Origin of the sequence: Mucilaginibacter aurantiaciroseus (genome assembly GCF_024055595.1) — a bacterium.
Classification (GTDB): domain Bacteria; phylum Bacteroidota; class Bacteroidia; order Sphingobacteriales; family Sphingobacteriaceae; genus Mucilaginibacter; species Mucilaginibacter aurantiaciroseus.
The window spans coordinates 276,443-294,606 of record NZ_JAMXOF010000002.1; the positions used below are offsets into that span (position 1 = coordinate 276,443).

The 18,164-nt window shown below is 44.7% G+C and carries 16 protein-coding genes; 11 read left to right on the forward strand and 5 right to left on the reverse strand.

Annotated features, from left to right (window positions below; translation table 11 throughout):
- Positions 1–132: 132 nt before the first annotated feature.
- Complete coding sequence (locus NAF17_RS09285; RefSeq protein ID WP_252757727.1) at positions 133–1,005, forward strand: alpha/beta fold hydrolase; 873 nt, start codon at positions 133–135, stop codon at positions 1,003–1,005.
- Here the strand turns inward: NAF17_RS09285 and NAF17_RS09290 are convergent, their stop codons facing one another.
- Positions 1,006–1,473, reverse strand: coding sequence for a DUF4293 domain-containing protein (locus NAF17_RS09290; protein WP_252757728.1), 468 nt, complete (start codon positions 1,471–1,473; stop codon positions 1,006–1,008).
- Between the two features lie 79 nt (positions 1,474–1,552).
- Here NAF17_RS09290 and truA point away from each other — a divergent pair, with 79 nt between their 5' ends.
- Both truA and NAF17_RS09300 read left to right on the forward strand, forming a co-directional pair.
- On the forward strand, positions 1,553–2,305 hold the full coding sequence (gene truA, locus NAF17_RS09295; RefSeq protein ID WP_252757729.1) for a tRNA pseudouridine(38-40) synthase TruA: 753 nt from the start codon (positions 1,553–1,555) through the stop codon (positions 2,303–2,305).
- 96 nt (positions 2,306–2,401) lie between these two features.
- Complete coding sequence (locus tag NAF17_RS09300; RefSeq protein WP_252757730.1) at positions 2,402–4,213, forward strand: ABC transporter ATP-binding protein; 1,812 nt, start codon at positions 2,402–2,404, stop codon at positions 4,211–4,213.
- Position 4,214: 1 nt separating this feature from the next.
- Here the strand turns inward: NAF17_RS09300 and NAF17_RS09305 are convergent, their stop codons facing one another.
- Positions 4,215–4,466, reverse strand: coding sequence for a hypothetical protein (locus tag NAF17_RS09305; protein WP_252757731.1), 252 nt, complete (start codon positions 4,464–4,466; stop codon positions 4,215–4,217).
- Positions 4,467–4,749: 283 nt separating this feature from the next.
- Between NAF17_RS09305 and NAF17_RS09310 the strand changes: the two genes are divergently transcribed.
- From NAF17_RS09310 to NAF17_RS09335, 6 genes are all read left to right on the forward strand, one after another.
- Complete coding sequence (locus tag NAF17_RS09310; RefSeq protein WP_252757732.1) at positions 4,750–5,628, forward strand: cell division protein FtsX; 879 nt, start codon at positions 4,750–4,752, stop codon at positions 5,626–5,628.
- Positions 5,629–5,705: 77 nt separating this feature from the next.
- Positions 5,706–5,969 carry a DUF3098 domain-containing protein gene (locus NAF17_RS09315; protein ID WP_252757733.1) on the forward strand — a complete coding sequence of 88 codons (264 nt, stop codon included), beginning with the start codon at positions 5,706–5,708 and terminating at the stop codon, positions 5,967–5,969.
- Positions 5,969–6,763, forward strand: a complete 795-nt coding sequence (locus tag NAF17_RS09320) for an undecaprenyl-diphosphate phosphatase (RefSeq protein WP_252757734.1) — start codon at positions 5,969–5,971, stop codon at positions 6,761–6,763. The genes NAF17_RS09315 and NAF17_RS09320 overlap by 1 nt, the downstream gene beginning before the upstream one ends.
- Positions 6,764–6,774: 11 nt before the next feature.
- Positions 6,775–7,500 (forward strand): tRNA pseudouridine(55) synthase TruB, encoded by a 726-nt coding sequence (truB, locus tag NAF17_RS09325; protein ID WP_252757735.1) that lies wholly within the window; start codon positions 6,775–6,777, stop codon positions 7,498–7,500.
- Between the two features lie 57 nt (positions 7,501–7,557).
- A complete protein-coding gene (locus NAF17_RS09330) occupies positions 7,558–8,508 on the forward strand; it encodes a bifunctional riboflavin kinase/FAD synthetase (protein WP_252757736.1) in 951 nt (316 codons plus the stop codon).
- A 116-nt stretch (positions 8,509–8,624) separates the two neighbouring features.
- Positions 8,625–9,692: a DUF2157 domain-containing protein gene (locus NAF17_RS09335; protein ID WP_252757737.1), complete on the forward strand. Its 1,068-nt coding sequence runs from the start codon at positions 8,625–8,627 to the stop codon at positions 9,690–9,692.
- 295 nt (positions 9,693–9,987) lie between these two features.
- Here NAF17_RS09335 and NAF17_RS09340 read toward each other — a convergent pair whose 3' ends face one another.
- On the reverse strand, positions 9,988–10,614 hold the full coding sequence (locus NAF17_RS09340; protein ID WP_252757738.1) for a LysE family translocator: 627 nt from the start codon (positions 10,612–10,614) through the stop codon (positions 9,988–9,990).
- 107 nt (positions 10,615–10,721) lie between these two features.
- On the opposite strand from NAF17_RS09340, the gene NAF17_RS09345 reads away from it, so the two are divergent.
- Both NAF17_RS09345 and NAF17_RS09350 read left to right on the forward strand, forming a co-directional pair.
- Entirely contained in the window at positions 10,722–11,648 is a 927-nt protein-coding gene (locus NAF17_RS09345) for a cobalamin-binding protein (RefSeq protein ID WP_252757739.1), read from the forward strand.
- Between the two features lie 95 nt (positions 11,649–11,743).
- Positions 11,744–14,269: a family 20 glycosylhydrolase gene (locus NAF17_RS09350; RefSeq protein WP_252757740.1), complete on the forward strand. Its 2,526-nt coding sequence runs from the start codon at positions 11,744–11,746 to the stop codon at positions 14,267–14,269.
- Positions 14,270–14,519: 250 nt separating this feature from the next.
- Here the strand turns inward: NAF17_RS09350 and NAF17_RS09355 are convergent, their stop codons facing one another.
- Together NAF17_RS09355 and NAF17_RS09360 are read right to left on the reverse strand one after the other, a co-directional pair.
- The gene (locus NAF17_RS09355; protein WP_252757741.1) at positions 14,520–16,598 is read right to left on the reverse strand and encodes a TonB-dependent receptor; all 2,079 of its coding nucleotides are present in this window, start codon (positions 16,596–16,598) and stop codon (positions 14,520–14,522) included.
- A gap of 77 nt (positions 16,599–16,675) precedes the next feature.
- Positions 16,676–17,989, reverse strand: coding sequence for a PQQ-dependent sugar dehydrogenase (locus NAF17_RS09360; protein WP_252757742.1), 1,314 nt, complete (start codon positions 17,987–17,989; stop codon positions 16,676–16,678).
- Between the last annotated feature and the right edge of the window lie 175 nt (positions 17,990–18,164).

An 18,164-nucleotide genomic window follows, 5' to 3' on the forward strand; every position in this document is an offset into this window, starting at 1 on the left:
TTAGTGTGGTGTATACACGCCAACAGTTTTTCAACCTCTTTTAAAAAGACTTTTAAAATGTTAACCACTATTATGAAAAATATTGCAAATCAGCTATAATTCATACCTTTAAACATATAAAATCATATTGGAATGAAATACTTAAATAAAACACTGTTATCTACCTTGTTAGCTTTAATCTCCATAGTTAGTTACGCGCAGCAAAAACCCGATAACGATACAACTCAATACGGGCACAATGCTGCTGTAGGCAAGTATGTTACTTTGCGTGGGTTTAATATGTATTATGAAGTTTATGGCAAGGGCGAACCAATGCTAATCATCCACGGTAATGGCGGTTCTATTAATAACTTCAGGTACCAGATTCCATATTTTGCTAAAAATTACCAGGTAATACTGGCAGATAGCCGCTCGCAAGGAAAATCGATAGATAATAAAGATTCCATCACCTATGAAATGATGAGCGATGACTTGAACGCTTTAATGGAACACCTGCAGGTTAAAAACGCCAACGTTATAGGTTGGAGCGATGGTGGGATAGAGGGCCTGCTTTTAGCCATGAACTACCCCGATAAAGTTAAAAAACTTGCCGTTACAGGCGCGAACCTTTGGCCCGATACCAGCGCGGTTGATAAGTTTGTATACGATTATGCTTTTAAGATGAACCAGGTAGCGGTTGATACCATGAAGAAGATCAAAAACCCAACCGGGGATATGCAGGTGCAGGTAAAATTACTGCACCTGCTAAGCTACGAACCGCATATAAAATTGGCTGCATTAAAGAAGATCAGCTGCCCAACGCTGGTAATTGGCGGCGACCATGACGTGATCAGGAACAAGCACACTATGCTGATAGCAGAGAACATAGCCAACTCGTATTTGTGGATCATACCCAACTCGGGTCATTCCACCCCGATATTTTACCGCAATATGTTTAACCAGGTAGTAGGCGACTTTTTTGCGAAGCCATACAGGCAGATAAAGGAGTTTGGAAAGTTTCAGTAACTACCTCAACCTATCAGCAGATTTCACTAGTTTCTCATCTTTTTGAATTGCTTTAACAGCAAATATGATAAGGATGATGCTCAACGATGTCAGGAACAGGCCAATGCCCATGTTTTTGTATTCCAGTGTAATTGGGCCAACAACGCTTTTAACGGTTTGTGCCATCCAGAAGCTGTAGCCTATCAATACCAAAACAGCCACGTAGCTAATGGTGATTTGCTGCTTACGGTTCTTATAAAGGAATATCAGCGCCAGCGGGATCAACGCTGCAAATGCGGTAGCAATAGTTAATGGTAAAAAAGGGTGGGTCTGCTTGTCCTGCCCGTTTAGTATTTCATAAACGCCGGTTACGGATACGTTAACCAGTTTGCCATCTACAAAAATGTTATGGGCAAGCGGGAAAACGAACAGCGCGAAAATCACCATTGAAGCGAAAAGGAAGTATATTGATTGGATACGTTGTAGCATTTTGTTTGTTATAAGTTGCAAGCAAATATAGAATGGTAATTGGTAAATCTAAAATCGTAAATGATGTTAACTTTGCCACGTGGCAAACATTCAACGATATTTTATTGAACTGGCTTATGATGGTACCAACTATCATGGATGGCAGGTGCAGCCAAATGCCGTAACCGTTCAGCAAGTGTTGGACAAAGCCCTTACCACTTTGTTACGCCAACCCATAGAAACCGTTGGTTGCGGCCGTACAGATACAGGTGTGCATGCTAAAGATTTTTTCGCACATTTGGATGTTCAGACGATGGTCCATGGCCCATCTACCATAGACAAACGCAGTTTAAACGCCCTGCTTCCGCACGATATCGCCATTAAAAACATCATCCCCGTAAATCCCGAAGCTCACGCCAGGTTTGATGCCACACTGCGTTCGTACGAGTATCATATCCATTTTGAAAAGAACCCGTTTTTAAACAACTATTCATGGTTAATCCGCGACAAGCCAAATCTGGAACTAATGAACCGGGCGGCGGCAATAGTCATGGAATACACAGATTTTAGCTGTTTCAGCAAAAGTAATACGCAGGTTAAAACCAATAATTGTAAAATTGCAAAAGCAGAATGGGTGGAGACTGAAAACGGCATCGTTTTTCATATTTCTGCAGATAGGTTTTTGCGCAATATGGTCCGCGCTGTTGTGGGTACGTTATTGCAGGTTGGCAAATGCGAAGTGCCGCCCGAAGATATCCGCAAGGTAATAGAAAGCAAAAACCGCAGTAAGGCAGGAACAAGTGTACCCGCTTGCGGGTTGTATTTAACAGAGATAAAGTATCCGTATTTGTAAGATTTCGAATGTTCAAATTCGAATTTGATTTAACAGGACAAAGACATTAAAAAGCAATCTCGAATTTGAACATTCGAAATTCGACATAAACTATAAATGGCATCAGGAGTTACAGGTAAAGCGCTCGACTGGAAATTAATGAGCAGGGTTATGCACTATGTAAAGCCATACAACGGCAAGTTTGTGGTAGCTACAATCCTCACCATGTTTTTGGCGGCTGTTGCATTGGTGCAGCCTATACTGATACAACGCACGCTTGATGTAAACATATTGGGTAACGATTATAACGGCCTCGTTTTTATGATTGGGCTGATGATAGCGCAACTGTTTGTTCAAACCATTGCGCAGTATTACCAAACTTATTTAACCAATGCGCTGGGTCAGTCTGTGATCCGCGATCTGCGGAAAGATGTTTTTAACCACATCACCAGCCTGCGTTTAAAATATTTCGACCGTACACCAATTGGGATGCTCATCACACGCACCGTGTCCGACCTGGAAACTATCGCTGATATTTTTTCTGAGGGGTTGATCTCTATTATGGGCGATATGCTGCTGGTTTTTGCTGTAATCGGTTACATGATCTGGCAGGACTGGAAACTGGCGCTGATCACTCTGATACCTATGCCGTTGCTTTTTGCATCAACTTATATATTTAAAGAAGCTATAAAATCTTCCTTCCAGGAAGTGCGCACGCAGGTGGCGCAACTGAATACCTTTTTGGCCGAGCATATCAGCGGTATCAGCATCATCCAATACTTCGCCCGCGAGGAGCAGGAGATGCGCAAGTTCCGCTCAGTAAATGAAAAGTATCGCGATGCCAACATACGCTCTAACTGGTACTATTCTATCTTCTTCCCGGTGGTAGAAATTTTGTTCGCCATTTGTATAGCCCTGCTGGTTTGGTACGGCTGTAAACGGATCCTGAACGATCAGCAAATGCATGCATTATCGGCTTCGCCAAATGGTATTACGCCGGGTGTAATTACCGGGTTTATAGTATTGCTAAATATGCTGTTCCGCCCCATTCGCCAACTGGCCGATAAATTTAACACCCTGCAAATGGGTATGGTTGGTGCCGACAGGATCTTTAAAGTATTAGATACCGATGAGGTTGCAATTGACAAAGGTAAACTTGCACCTGCCTCATTACAGGGCGATATCGAATTTAAAAACGTTTGGTTTGCCTACAACGAGGAGAACTGGGTGCTTAAGGATATTAACTTCCACATAAAACCCGGGGAAACGCTGGCTTTGGTTGGGGCAACCGGCGCGGGTAAATCGTCAACAATTAATATTTTAAACCGCTTTTATGATATAGGTAAAGGCGAAGTGAAAGTAGACGGACACGATATTCGTGAGTATAAGGTGGATTACCTGCGGTCTAAAATAGCCACAGTAATACAGGATGTATTTTTGTTTACCGATACCATTGGCAATAACATCAGCCTCAATAATCCGGAAATCACCCGCGAAGAGATCATAGCGGCAGCAAAAGATGTTGGCGCGCACGATTTTATTGAACGTTTACCCGGCGGTTACGATTATAATGTGATGGAGCGCGGGGCAACCTTATCTGCAGGGCAGGCGCAGTTGATCTCGTTCATCCGCGCATTGGTTTATAACCCGGCTATTTTGGTGCTGGATGAAGCTACCTCATCAGTAGATACCGAAACCGAGCTATTGATACAAACTGCCATTAATAAATTAATGCAGGGCCGTACGGCTATCGTAATAGCCCACCGTTTATCTACCATACAAAACGCCGATAAGATCATCGTGCTTGATCATGGCGAGATCAAAGAAGTGGGTACCCACCAGCAATTGTTGAGAATAGATAATGGTTACTACCGTAAACTTTATGATCTGCAATTTAATTCGGCAGGTATAGCTAAAACAATAGAATAGCTTACTTAGATTCCAAACGGCGGTCGTCATCATCAGATGCATCGGGCTGGTTTTCTTTCGGTGGGGTTTTTACCGGATAAACCGGTTGCTCCTCGTTTTCATAACGTTTGGCCACATTTTCCTGCTGTGGCTCATCGCTGTGATATTGTTTATCTTCTTTTTTCACAACACTTTTGTGCCCGTTATCTGCAGGCCTGTTAGTTGGTGTGTCTGATGGTGATGGTTTATTGTGGTCGTTTGCTGGAGTTGTCATGATGGGATAACAGGTGTAAAACAGATTTGTTTCTTGCCTCGCCACCATGTTATTGCGAGCGATAGCGTGGCAATCTCAGAGGACAAGCGGATATGCTGTTATTGCCACGTCGCTACGCTCCTCACAATAACATAAGAGCGTAACGGCGTTAATTATTGTTAATTATTCGCTATAATCCTTTACCTTTAGGGCAGGTTTGTTAATTTAGCAAAATTAAGGTGTAAGATATAAAGGTAAAGCTGGTCTCAAATCTTATATCTACATCTCATATCTAAATATACGCATGGAAGAATTTGAAGCAAGCGCATCGGCAAAAAAAACAAAAACGATATATATATCCACCGTTTTTGGGATTGCCATGGTTTTATTGATGATAGGGCTGCTGGGCTTGATATTGGTACATGCCAATAACCTGTCGCGCTATGTAAAAGAAAACATTGTGCTGAATATATTTATGGATGATTCGGCCCACGAAACAGATGTACTGCAACTGCAAAAACAACTGGATGGCAACCCCATGGTTAAGCAAACCGCGTATGTAAGTAAAGAACTTGCCGCCCGCAACCTGCAAAAAGACCTGGGCGAAGATTTTGTAAAATTCCTTGGTTACAACCCTTTATCGCAATCGCTGGATATTTACCTGAAGGCAGATTACGCTAACAATGTGGGGATCGAAAAATTTAAAGTAGAGTTGCTGAAAAACAAACTTGTTAAAGAAGTTAAATACCAGCAGTCGCTTGTCGACCAGATGAACGCCAACCTTACGTCTATCAGCCTAATTATATTGGCTTTCGCCGGCATTTTCATTATCCTATCGGTAGCGTTGATCAACAATACCATCAGGCTGGCCATATACTCGCAACGCTTCCTCATCAAATCGATGCAGTTGGTAGGTGCAACAAAAGGGTTTATCCGTAAGCCGTTTTTACTTTACGGCATATGGCATGGCTTATTGGGCGCGTTAATATCCATTGTGATATTGATAGCTACCTTGTTTGTTGCCAACAAGCAGATCCCTGACCTGGTAATTCTGCAAAGCCCTGCCGAGTTTGGTATGGTGTTTTTAGGTATTGTAATACTGGGGATATTTATATCAGCCTTTAGCACGTTCCTGGCGGTTAACAAATTTTTACGCTTAAAAATATACGATCTGTACAGGTAGTTTATTAGTTTACTGGTTTATTAGTTAATTTATAGCTACAGCCAAGTAATTAAATCAATCATTAATAATTAAAATATATGGCACTGCAACAATCAAAAACAACCGCAAGCAAAATACAGGCCCCGGTAACCAATATTACTACGCCTGCTCAATTTATATTCGGTAAAGAAAACTATAGGTGGCTAATCATCAGCATTGCCGTAGTTGCATTTGGTTTTGTGCTGATGAGCGGTACTACCGATATTTATAGCACCACCAAAATCGTTATCGCACCAATTGTAGTATTAACAGGTTTCGGCCTTGGTTTCTACGCTATTCTAAAAAAGCCTACAGCTAAGTAATGAACATCATACATGTAATTGTCCTTGCTATTATAGAGGGCATCACCGAGTTTTTGCCCATCTCGTCTACCGGGCACATGATCATCGCCTCATCGGTAATGGGCATCCAAAGCAACGATTTTGTAAAACTTTTTACAGTGGCTATACAGTTAGGCGCGATCCTTTCTGTAGTGGTATTGTACTTCAAACGGTTCTTCCAGTCGCTTAATTTTTACTATAAGCTTTTTGTGGCTTTTATACCCGCGGCAGTGTTCGGTTTGCTATTCAGCAAAAAGATAGACGCCTTGATGGAAAGCGCGCTTACGGTTGGAATCACCCTGTTTATCGGCGGTATCATCTTGCTTTTTGTAGATAAGTGGTTTAACAACCCCGATGTTAAAGAAGAAAAAGAGATCAGTTATTTAACCGCTTTAAAGATCGGTTTTTTCCAGTGTTTATCCATGATCCCGGGCACATCTCGTTCAGCAGCAACCATTGTAGGTGGTATGAGCCAAAAGCTGAGCCGCAAGGCCGCTGCAGAGTTCTCCTTCTTTTTAGCGGTGCCAACCATGTTTGCCGCCACAGCCAAAAAGCTGTACGATTTTTACAAAGAAGGCCACGTATTTACCGGTGAAGAAGTTAAGCTTTTAGCGGTAGGTAACGTGATCGCGTTTATAGTAGCCCTGTTGGCTATCAAAACATTCATCACCTTTTTAGAGCGCCGAGGTTTTCAGCTTTTTGGCTGGTACCGTATTTTGGTAGGCGGGGTAATTATTATCCTTTACCTGAGCGGGCATAATTTGCAGGTGATATAAAACCATTCCTTTTGATCAACTCCTTCTCCTCCATACAAGACTTTGCCGACGGGCAATTCCTCCTCATTGATAAACCATTAGAATGGACAAGCTTTGATGTAGTAGGCAAGCTGCGCAATTCCTTTAAGCCCTTAAAACTAAAGGTAGGCCACGCGGGTACGCTCGATCCGTTAGCTACGGGCCTGCTCATCATCTGCACCGGTAAAATGACCAGGCAGATAGATACCTTCCAGGCCGAGGAAAAGGAGTACACCGGCACCATGGTGCTTGGCGCTACTACCCCAACATACGACTTGGAGAGCAAGCCCGAAGCTAAATTTGAAACAAGCCACCTAACCGACGAACAAATAAAAGCGGCCTGCGCGCAATTCACGGGTGATATTCAGCAATATCCACCCGCGCACTCCGCTATTAAAATTGACGGCGAACGCCTTTACGAAAAAGCCCGCCGCGGCGAAGAGGTGGAGCTTCGCCTGCGTAATGTTACGATATCAGAATTTGAGATCACCCGTATCGAACTGCCGGAAGTTGATTTTAGGGTAGTATGCAGCAAGGGTACTTACATCCGATCATTAGTAAATGACTTTGGCAAGGCGCTTGATAACGGTGCATACATGTCGGCATTAAGGCGTACACGGAGTGGTAATTATATGGTAGAGGATGCCTATGATATCTTAGAACTTGTGGATACCATTCGCGAACTTAAATCGAGCGAGCAGGCAAACCCCGCTTTGTAAATTTTACACTTCAACAAACAAAAAGCTGCTTAGTCCTTTTACCTTTGTGCCGGCACGATGAAGATCTATAACCATATCGACGAATTTACAGCCGTTAAAAACGCGGTGGTTACCATTGGTACGTTCGATGGCGTGCACATCGGTCACCGTAAAATTATATCGCGCATTAAAGAACTGGCTGCTGCTACCGGCGGTGAAACGGTTATACTAACGTTCTTCCCTCACCCAAGGATGATCCTACATCCCGAAGACGAAAGCATCAAACTCATTAATACCATAAACGAGAAGGCCCAACTGCTGGAACAATTAGGTGTAGACCATCTCATTATTACCCCATTCTCCCGCGACTTTTCTAACCAAACGGCCGAGGGTTATATCCGTGATATACTGGTGAATAAGATAGGTACTAAAACCATCGTTATAGGTTACGACCACCGCTTTGGTAAGGACAGGCAGGGCGGCTTGCAGGACCTGCTTACGCTTGGACCACAATATAACTTCGAGGTAGTAGAGATTCCCGAGCAGGATATAAATGATGTAGCCATTAGTTCAACCCGTATCCGCGCGGCCTTGCTGGATAATAACATTAATATTGCTAACGAATGCCTGGGCTACCCATTCTTCATTACCGGTAAGGTTGTCCGTGGCGATCAATTAGGTAGGCAATTAGGTTACCCAACCGCCAATTTACTTGTTGAAGAAAGCTATAAACTCATCCCTGCCGATGGTATTTTTGCCGTGAAAGTGAAAGTTGCCGGTAAAGAATATATCGGTATGGCTTACATAGGCCACCGCCCAACCGTTAACGGGATGACGCGTAACATTGAGGTAAACATCTTCGATTTTAAAGACGAGATCTACAATCAGCAAATCAGGATGGAGTTTTTGCACTTTGTACGTGCCGATATCAAATTTGAATCGCTGGACCAATTGGTGGTGCAATTATGTAAAGATAAACAAGATGTTCAATCCCTACTGGTGATTGACGGCCCGCAGTTTAACACATAGCTTTATTCCCTTTTCATCGTCGGGCATTAATTTCTCATCCCGGTATCTGTAAATTAAGTCTGAACTAACATTGTTTCCTCTCACTAATTCCTATAAATTCGTGTATCTGTAAACCTATGGCTAAACTAAATATCGACCGGCAGGAAAGTGAGTTTTTGAACGATACCATCGCGCATTGGGAGAAGAACAACCTGCTTGATGCCACCCAGGCCGAAAAACTTCGCAACTCTTACGAAGTAAAAGGCTTCGACTGGATGCGGTTGGCTAAGTACAGCATTTGGGTAGCCCTGCTTTGTGGTGCCATAGCCATTGGTTCGCTTATTGTGGATACAGCAGTGATCAACTGGATAAAAAACCTTTACGATACGCCCGATATCATCATTTGCATCCTATCCGGCGTTGCCGCAGCCGCACTTTTCTATATAGGCCGCAGGCGCGAAAGGTTATATCCCGAGAAGATCTTTAGTAATGAGGCCACTATATTTTTAGGCGTTTTTTGCACGGCCAGTTGTATAGCCTACCTGGGCAAAACGTTTGATAACGGCTCGGGGCATTATTCTATACTCTTCCTTGTATCCGTATTTGTATACGGGGTTTTGGCTAACCGGATGAACTCAAGGCTCATCTGGCTGTTTGCGCTGGTATCATTGGGTAGCTGGTTCGGTACTGAAACAGGGTATCAAACCAATTGGGCGCTTTACTTTCTGGGGATGAATTATCCGCTGCGTTTTGTACTGTTTGGCTTGCTGTTAGTGGGTGCCTGCCATCTGCTTAAAGGTAAAAAATGGTTTGCCTACTTTTGGGAATTGACGTATGTTGTAGGGATGCTATACCTGTTTATGTCGCTTTGGTTGTTGAGCATATTTGGCAATTATGGCAGTATGGAGGTTTGGTGGCAGATCAAACAGATCAGCTTGTTCTACTGGGGTATTATCTCCGCTGTGGTTGCCGTTATGTTCCTGCTATATGGTTTGAAATTTAAAGAGGTTATAGCCCGCGAGTTTGGTATCACCTTTCTCATTATATTCCTGTATACCAAATACTTCGAATACTTTTGGTATGGTACCAACAAAACGCTGTTCTTCGCTATCCTCGCCCTTTCGTTTTGGCTGGTAGGCCGTAAGGCCGAAAAGATCTGGAATATCAACGCCGCCAAGCCACAGGTTTCCGAAGAAAATAGTTAGCTATTTCTCAGGGTGTCCCACTAATTATTACACAACTGTAATGATGTAGTTAATAATCTGACTATCAACAAACTGAAAACTTAATTTTTTGCTTTTATCTCAAGTGTTTCTTTAAGTAAAATACAGAAAATTCTTTATTTAAGAGATTTGTACATTTTGATGAGGGTGTCCCGCTTGTTTCTGAATGGGACGGAATGAGACACCTTATTTTTAAGGTAATTGAGCGTATTTCGGTGACTTTAAATAGCATTTCATTCGCCTTTTTTCGTCCGTCGAAATCAATTATTTATCTTATTTACCGGTGCTTAAAATAAACGAGATAGATTTGCTTAAAAACATGATATGCCGCAAACGAAAAGAATAATATAGAGATGCCAATATCAACAGCCTTGGTGCTCAACTCAAATTTCTTTTGCAAGAACTTAGCGAACCGGGCATAAAAATATAAAGCGATAAAAGACCCCGCAGCCGAACCGATACTAAAGATAACCAACGCCAGGCGGCCGTCCTCAATCCACTCATGGGTGATGAGGTAAGTGCCCGTCACCATCCAGAAAGGGATCTGCATGGGGTTTAAAAACCCCAATAGAATGCCGTATTTAATACTGGCGCGGTTGCTGTAAGTTGTTTTTGGCGGTTTGTTGCGGTTTAACCAGGTAATGGTACCCAGTGTACCAAAAAGCACCACCATTACCCAGTCGATAATGGTATCCAGTTTAACCTCCTCAGATAGCCATTTAGCTCCCTGCATCACCACATAAGTAAAAAAGAACTCTACGCAGCTAAAAGCGACAATAAACTGCAGCGCCTGTTTCATGCCGCGGTTTATGGTGATCTGCATCAAAGTAAGGTTGATGTTACCGGGTGGTATGTAGCCAATAAAGTTGGCGATTACCCCGATAAAAAAGGTTAGGAATATCATTGAAAGCAAAGATAATATTTAAGAGGATAAGTGCAGTAATCAGTTTGCAGTTAGCGGTACGCGTCTTTTACACAATTCCCTCTATATTTCGCATATTTGCAACCAATATGTCTGCTCATAAAATAGTTTCGTTATTACCCGCCGCTACCGAGATCGTTTGCGCATTAGGATTGGAAAGCAGCCTGGTTGGCCGCTCGCATGAGTGCGATTATCCGGAGAGCATCAAACATTTGCCCATATGCTCTGAAGCCAATTTTCCGGAGGGTATGAGCAGTGCCGATATTGATGTAAAGGTAAAAGAGATCCTTGCCGATGCCTTATCGGTTTATACCGTGAAGCGCGAGGTGATCAAAGAACTGACGCCCGATGTGGTGATCACCCAGGCGCAGTGCGAAGTTTGCGCGGTGTCGCTGCCCGAGGTGGAGCAGGCTTTGGAAAACTATTTAGATAAGCAGGCAAGGATCATCTCTCTGCAACCTAACAGCATCGATGAGATCTTTAATGATATTAAATCAGTTGCTAAAGTACTTTATGTTGAAGCAGAAGGGGAACAACTGCTTGAAGACCTTACCGAGCGTGTTGACATCATTCGTCATAAGCTGAAGTTTATGGAAAGGAAGCCAACCGTTGCCTGTGTGGAGTGGCTGGAACCCATGATGATATCGGGCAACTGGATGCCCGAGCTGGTGCAAATTGCAGGCGGCACGCCTATATTGGCGCAGGCCGGCAAGCATTCGCCATACGTAAGTTGGGACGACATCCGCGAAAGCGATCCTGATATTATCCTGCTGATGCCTTGCGGATTTTCCATCGAGCGCACCATGCGCGAGATCAATATCCTGTTAGAACAACCCGGGTTTGCCGGCCTGAAAGCGGTAAAAAATAACTGTATTTACATTGCCGATGGTAACCAGTACTTTAACCGCCCTGGTCCGCGGATAGTAGATTCTGTCGAGATCTTGGCAGAGATCATCCATCCCAAGCAATTCGCGTTTGGCTACGAAGGTGAGGGCTGGATCAAATTCGCACTTTAAAAAATATTTTAAAAAGTATTTCCACATCTTAAAATCATTATATTTACGGTTATAAACCTAAATATAAACTGATGCTCCGTTTTATTACCCTATTGATGTTTGTTGCAATAAACACTGTAACAGTATTAGCTAATGCACCCGTTTTTGATACTAAAGATTTGCACCTAAGCTGGGAAGTTTTAGATAACAACTATCTAAACAAGCACGAGGCCTTAACCTCGCTGGTGATCACCAACAAAGGGAAACAAACCATGCCTGCAGGCGGATGGAAGATCTATTTCAACTCGTCGCGTAATTTTATTGCAGATGCGGTTAGCGGCAACGCCAAAATATTACAGGTAAACGGCGACTTGTACAGCATCACCCCAAACGATAAATTTGCGGTAATAAAACCCGGCGAAAGCATCCGGATAGACTACCTGTGCGATGCCGTTGTGGTAAACTTTACCGACGCCATTGAAGGCCCGTATTTTGTATGGGATGCCGAACCAACCAAAGGGTACCGGCCCGGCAATTTTACCATCAAACCATTAAACCCAACCTACCAGGGCTTAATTACGCCCGAGATATTGTATAACCAAAATAAGATTGTTCAGGATATCCCGGTAGCGCAGCTACAAAAAATTATCCCTACGCCGGCAAGCTATACCGAAAGTGCAGGCAGCTTTGTGATCACCAATGCGGTGTCTATTGTAAGCGACCCACTTTTCACCAAAGAGAAAGCCTATTTCATTACCGATATCGAAAAGTTACTGGGCAGTAAGCTTAAAGGTGGTTCAATAACAAAAAAGATCATCTTTAAAAAAGAGACTGCTTTAGGTGCGGAGGCTTATACTTTAAATGTTACGCCGAATGATATCGCCATAGGGGCATCAACCCCGGCAGGGTTATTCTATGGCATCCAGTCGCTCAAAACAGCTATTTCGGCATCACCATGGATGAAAGCGCAGGCCAGTATCCCCGTGCCTTGCATCAGTGTTAATGACGAGCCCCGTTTCCCATACCGTGCGGTGATGCTGGATGTAGCACGTAATTTTCAAAGCAAACAGCAGGTGCTTAAACTCATCAACCTAATGGGGGTTTACAAGTTAAACACCCTGCACATGCACCTTACCGATGATGAGGGCTGGCGAATAGAGATCCCATCATTACCGGAATTGACTGCGATTGGTTCGAAACGTGGCCATACGCTGGATAGCAAAGGCTTCCTGCCGGCATCACATGGTTCCGGCCCCGATTTTGATAACAAAGCCGGTACGGGTTTTTACACTAAAGCCGACTATATCGAGATCCTGAAATATGCTGCCGAACGCCACATTAACGTATTGCCCGAGATAGAGACCCCCGGCCACGCACGTGCCTCTATCAAAGCGATGGACGCCCGTTACGAGCGACTTTTAGCCGCTGGTGACAAGGCAGGTGCCGAACGTAATTTGCTGCGCGATGTAAACGATAGATCGGACTATCGCTCGGTACAATACTGGAACGATAACGTAATAGACGTATCAATGCCATCCACCTATAACTATATCGAAACCGTAGTTGGCGACCTGGTAAATATGTATAATGAAGCCGGTGCGCCGTTGCCTGCCATCCACTTTGGTGGTGATGAAGTGCCGCCGCATGTGTGGGAGAAGTCGCCATCATACCTGGCGTTGAAAGCAAGCAACCCCGATATCCAAAATACCGGCGACCTGTGGTACTACTTTTACGGCAGGGTGAACGAGATCCTGAAGAAACGCAATATTCGCCTGGCGGGTTGGGAAGAAATGGCCCTGCGCAAAACACTGGTGGATGGAAAAAATACCTATGTGCCTAATCCGCAGTTTTCGGGAGAAAAAATGCAGGTTGATGTTTGGAACAACGTATTGGGTGATGGACAGGAAGACCTGGCCTACAAGCTGGCGAACGGCGGTTACAAAACGGTGCTTACCTGTGTAACCAACCTGTATTTTGATATGGCCAACTACAAATCGTGGGACGAGCCGGGTTACTACTGGGGGGCGTTTTTAGGCATAGATAAATTCTTCTCGTTTATCCCGTACGATTACTTTAAAAATGCAGATGTTGATAAAAACGGCCTGCCCATAAACCGCAACATCTTCATCGGCAAGCAACGTTTAACCGATTACGGCAAAACCAATATCATTGGTTTACAAGGCGCGCTTTGGGCCGAAACGGTAAAGACGCCCGAGCGGATGGATTATATGATCTTCCCCAAGTTGATTGGTCTGGCAGAACGCGCATGGGCGAAAGACCCGGCCTGGGCCACCGAGCGCGATACCACCAAGGCCCGCGAAATGTATAATGCCGACTGGAGCAAATTCCTGAATATATTAGGCAAACGAGAATTGCCAAGATTAGCCTATTACAACGGCGGGTATAACTTCCGCATACCCAAACCGGGTGTTACTTTAGAGGATGGCAAGTATAAAAGCAATATCCAGTTCCCGGGCATTACCATTCGCTACACCACCAATGGCAAAGAGCCGGACGCCAACAGCCCTGTTTACGTAAAACCTATCCCTGCAAACGGTATCATCAAATTCCGCGCTTTTGACGCCAAAGGGCGGGGAGGCAACGTAGCCGAGGTGCAGAATAAGCAGGAACCGGCGATGTAAGGTTTAGTTCATGGATGATATTTGATGGTTCATAGTTTGGGCATCATGATGAAGGCTGCCTGATGGCAGCCTTCATCATATTAACCACGCGTAATTGCGAGTGTAGCGTGGCAAAACCCTACTTACAGAGTTGCAGATAGGTATCTCTAAGATTGCCACGTCGCTATCGCGCCTCGCAATTGCGCTCGTTTTAACTATGATTTATGAACCATCGCAATGAGGTGTTTTTTACCATGATCTATAAACTTTCCTACAAACTCACATTCATCCCAAAAAAGTAATTCCTAAGCGGTGCGGGATTATAATAACGGTTCCCCACCGCATTCAAATCGTTACCCAAGCTATATTTCTGATTAAGCAAATTGTCTGCACCGGCGTAAAGTTCCAAACGGGTTTTACGGCTGATATTGTGCTGCCAGGAGGCCTTTGCCTGCAAAAGGTGATACTTGGGCGCGTAAACGGTGTTGCCATCGTTCAGCGGGATATTAGAGGTGTAGTTGTGCTGTACAAACAAAGCGAAACTTTGCGGGAATAACGTTTGTAGCGATGATACAATAACCTCGCGCGGTACACCCGTTAAACGGTTGCCAGAGTAACTTGCCCCCGCTACATTATAATCCCTAAATTTGAAACGGCTTATGGTAAATGAAGTATTGAATTGCAACCCGCGGATGATACCGTTGTTGTTGCGTTTGATTAACCAATCGGTAAAAGCCAGTTCAAAACCGGGTTGGTTGGTGCCTCCCGAATTAATGTAGTACTCCGTTTCGTTTTGGTTGAGCTGACGAACGATAGACTTATCTAACCTATAATAAAACACCGAAGCATCCAGCAGCAGGCTTTCATCTTTATTACGCAGTCGGAAACCCGTTTCGTAGTTCCAGCCGGATTGTGCCTGCAGGTTGGTGTTGATGATATTATTGGTAGGCCTAACCTCGGCAGTAGTAGGGGTAGAGTACCCTCTGCTAACCGACGCCCGCCAGATGAAATCATTGGTGATCTGGTAAGACAGCGCCAGTCTCGGCATCACCACGGCATCAAATTTACGGTCGGTAAAATTAGCCTCATTCAAAGGGGCAATGTTGCGGAATTTGTAGCCGTAGTAGTTCAAACTTGCGGCAGCCTCTACATGCAAGCGTTTGAAAATATCCGCCGCGTAGCGCGCGAAAAAGAAATGTTGGCCGGTGTTGATCTTGTCTATCTTTTGCACCTTACCCTTTTCGCCGGCGTTGTTATTATAGTTGCTGATCTGCGAGTTGGTTTGCTGCCACTCTGCGCCCACGTTTAGTTTCCAGTCGAAATTTTCCTGCGGTATGGCGGCCAGTTCAAAGTAGGTGCGTGCGCCGAAGGTATTCTCTTTACGCTGCTCGTAATTGGTGATGAAAGGGTTGGCAAAATCTACGTGGTTACCAAAAACGGCTATTACGTTGCGGATACGGTTGTTAAGCAGTGCATCGTTCACCAGGCCGCCCAAAAGTAATTTAGTATTGATGCGGGTCTTTTGCTGGATAGCCCCCGGCAGCGTAGCTGTTGGTAACCTTGCATTGCGCGGGTCGGCTTGCATTTGCGCCAGGTTTAAGCCGCCGGGCGTTTGGTAATCCAGATCCGAGTATAGGACGGTTGCACGTAATTCGCTTTGCGGTGCGTATTGGTAAGCATCGCCCGCCTGCAAATAGGTGCGGTGCATGCGGCTATTTTGGCGGTAGCCATCATACGTTTGGTACGATTGATTGAAATTGAACCGGTTTTTAGCGCCCGTATTTTGTAGCGACACCTTTTCATGGAACAAGCCATACGAGCCGCCGTTGATACCTGCGGATAAATAATTACTGTCTGTACGGTTAACCGGACTAAGCAAAACCACACCGCCGGAATTAGCCCCGAAAAGGCTCCCATCCGGCCCTTTCAGGATCTCGATGTGGCGGATGTTACTGATATCGATAGTATTCAAATAAGTATTGCCGCCCGCATCGGTTAGAGGGATCTCATCAAAGTAAACTTTTACATCCCTCACCCCAAACGGCGATCGCAGCAAACTACCGCGGATAGACAAGCGGTAACTCCCCGGCGAGCGCTCCTCAGCACGTACACCCGGCAAGGTGTTTAGCGCGGTAACAAATGAATTATCGGGCTGCAATTTCAGCTGTGCCGACCCAAGCACGCTAACCGATGCAGGCGCACTTAGCACGGGCTGTTCGGATAAGTAGGCCTTTATGGTAACCTGCTTTAACTGTCGCGAGGTGTCTTGTTTAGCAATAGGCTTGGTTTGCGCCACAGCAGCAACCGAGAATATAACAGCTGAAAATAAACTTAAGTAACGTTTTGTCATGTGCGGGGGTATAAAAAAGCAAAAATAGCGCTTTATACTGTATTGGGATATCCTTGTTAAATAATATTACAAATAGTTTATTTTGCGCTCACACGCCAGATGCGGTTGCTCACATCATCGGCAACCAACAGTGAACCATCTTTGGCAACAGCCACGCCAACAGGGCGGCCATAAACTTCTTTTTTATCCAGGTTGGCAATAAAGCCGGTCAAAAAGTCTTCCATTTTTGGGGCGGGCCTGCCGTTCACAAAAGGGATAAAGCCAACTTTGTAACCGGACAAAACCGATTTGTTCCACGACCCATGCTGACCAATAAACGCGCCGTTGTCATACTTAGCCGGGAACTTTTTGCCGGTATAAAACGCCAAGCCTAAAGATGCCGTGTGCGGGCCTAGTGACAGATCGGGCGTAATGGTTTTGGCAACCATATCGGGGCGTTTTACCTCCAGCTCTGGGTCTTCGTGTTTTCCGAAGTAAGCCCATGGCCAGCCGTAGAAGCCTCCCTCTTTAACGCTGGTAAAATAATCGGGTACCAGTTCATCACCCAGGTTATCACGCTCGTTAACCGCGGCGTAAAGTACGCCCGTTTCAGGTTGCACATCTATCCCTGCGGGGTTGCGTAAACCGCTGGCATAAATACGTTCGCCGCTGCCGTCGGGGTTTATCTCTAACACATCGGCGCGGCGTTTTTCAACCTCCATACCGTACTCGGCAACGTTACTGCCAGAGCCAACAGCCACATAAATTTTAGTGCCGGCGGCATTAGCGCGCAAGTTACGTGTCCAGTGGTTGTTGTAGCCTCCCGCAGGCAACGATAATATCATTTTGCCCGGGGTAGTTATTTTGGTTTGCCCGGCTTTGTAATCGTATTTCCAAAGGCCGTCGGTATTAGCCACGTAAAAGGAGTTACCTAATATCAGCATCCCGTAAGGCTGGTTTAAGTTGCTTAAAAATACCCCACGGGTATCGGGTACGCCATCACTATTGGTATCACACAATATGGTTACCTGGTTGGCACTTTTACCCAGATTTTGCGATGCGGCCGCGCCAATAATTTTGGCACCTATTTTTTTAACACCCTTCACTTCGGTATTGGCCTCGCTTACAAAAATATTCCCGTTAGGGGCCACATAAATATTACGGGGGTTTTTCAGGCCATCGGCAAATAAATTAACCCCGAACCCTGCCGGGGCCACGGGCATTTTGCCTGCAGGCCATGCAATAACTTTGCAATAGTTACGCACCGCTTTAGTTTGGTATGGTGCAGGCAGGTTTACCTTCTGTTTGGTGGGCGTATTTACCTCTGCCGCTTTAGAGGCGTCCACCTTTGTTTGTTTGCAGCTTGCGGCTAATAAGGTAATGCCGGCTATGCAGGCTATATAACTTTTCATAGATACAGTTTGTTAACTATTAACCTACCCCGTTAGTATTTGTTTGATGAACAGTGCATATGTACCAGTGGTTTTAAAGGTATAAACAGCTGTAATAAACTGTGCATTTATTTAAATTATCCCGTTATGCGCAACTTTGCTAAAAAGCTATATTTTTGATGTTACCGTTTTGTAC

What these genes read in the sequence shown, in the direction of transcription:
- NAF17_RS09315 (WP_252757733.1), top strand. Translation starts at nt 5,706, where the DNA reads ATGGCACTGCAACAATCAAAAACAACCGCAAGCAAAATACAGGCCCCG.
- NAF17_RS09320 (WP_252757734.1), top strand. Translation starts at nt 5,969, where the DNA reads ATGAACATCATACATGTAATTGTCCTTGCTATTATAGAGGGCATCACC.
- NAF17_RS09355 (WP_252757741.1), bottom strand. Translation starts at nt 16,598, where the DNA reads ATGACAAAACGTTACTTAAGTTTATTTTCAGCTGTTATATTCTCGGTT.
- NAF17_RS09360 (WP_252757742.1), bottom strand. Translation starts at nt 17,989, where the DNA reads ATGAAAAGTTATATAGCCTGCATAGCCGGCATTACCTTATTAGCCGCA.
- NAF17_RS09285 (WP_252757727.1), top strand. Translation starts at nt 133, where the DNA reads ATGAAATACTTAAATAAAACACTGTTATCTACCTTGTTAGCTTTAATC.
- NAF17_RS09330 (WP_252757736.1), top strand. Translation starts at nt 7,558, where the DNA reads ATGAAGATCTATAACCATATCGACGAATTTACAGCCGTTAAAAACGCG.
- NAF17_RS09290 (WP_252757728.1), bottom strand. Translation starts at nt 1,473, where the DNA reads ATGCTACAACGTATCCAATCAATATACTTCCTTTTCGCTTCAATGGTG.
- NAF17_RS09300 (WP_252757730.1), top strand. Translation starts at nt 2,402, where the DNA reads ATGGCATCAGGAGTTACAGGTAAAGCGCTCGACTGGAAATTAATGAGC.
- NAF17_RS09345 (WP_252757739.1), top strand. Translation starts at nt 10,722, where the DNA reads ATGTCTGCTCATAAAATAGTTTCGTTATTACCCGCCGCTACCGAGATC.
- NAF17_RS09350 (WP_252757740.1), top strand. Translation starts at nt 11,744, where the DNA reads ATGTTTGTTGCAATAAACACTGTAACAGTATTAGCTAATGCACCCGTT.
- NAF17_RS09310 (WP_252757732.1), top strand. Translation starts at nt 4,750, where the DNA reads ATGGAAGAATTTGAAGCAAGCGCATCGGCAAAAAAAACAAAAACGATA.
- NAF17_RS09335 (WP_252757737.1), top strand. Translation starts at nt 8,625, where the DNA reads ATGGCTAAACTAAATATCGACCGGCAGGAAAGTGAGTTTTTGAACGAT.
- NAF17_RS09340 (WP_252757738.1), bottom strand. Translation starts at nt 10,614, where the DNA reads ATGATATTCCTAACCTTTTTTATCGGGGTAATCGCCAACTTTATTGGC.
- NAF17_RS09305 (WP_252757731.1), bottom strand. Translation starts at nt 4,466, where the DNA reads ATGACAACTCCAGCAAACGACCACAATAAACCATCACCATCAGACACA.